Raw genomic sequence first — 452 nt, 5'->3', positions numbered from 1 at the left:
ATCAGGTGGCGGACGACGCTGCCGAAATCGCTGCGTGCGCGCAGCGGCGGCAGGCGGATGAGAAAGCTGTTGAGGCGATAATAGAGATCGGCGCGGAACTGTCGCTGCGCCACCATATCTTCGAGGTCGCGGTTGGTGGCGGAGACGATCTGTATGTCCACTTTCTGTGCCTTTTGTCCGCCGACAGCACGGATTTCCATGCTGTCGAGGAATCTGAGAAGCGAGGTCTGCGCTGCGAGCGGGATATCGGCGACCTCGTCGAGGAAGAGCGTGCCGTGATCAGCGGCGCGCGCCAGTCCCGGCGAGCCCTCGGCGCGCGCATTGGTGAAGGCGCCGCGTTCGTGGCCGAAGATTTCCGCGATGAACAGTTCTTCCGGCACGGCGCCGCAATTGACGGCGACGAATTCGCCCTTGCGACCGCTCAGCCGGTGGACATGCCGTGCCATCAGTTC

Annotated in this window: 1 protein-coding gene; it reads right to left on the bottom strand. The window is 63.5% G+C overall.

All coding sequences use genetic code 11. The features are described from left to right. Positions 1-452 (bottom strand): sigma 54-interacting transcriptional regulator (locus AC1D0P_RS29460; protein WP_477679970.1); only part of this gene is annotated, 452 nt, incomplete at both ends.

It is taken from the genome of Polaromonas sp. P1_G2, assembly GCF_056405515.1.
The sequence above is the reverse complement of the archived record's forward strand: the minus strand, read 5'-3'. Positions and strand labels throughout refer to the sequence as shown.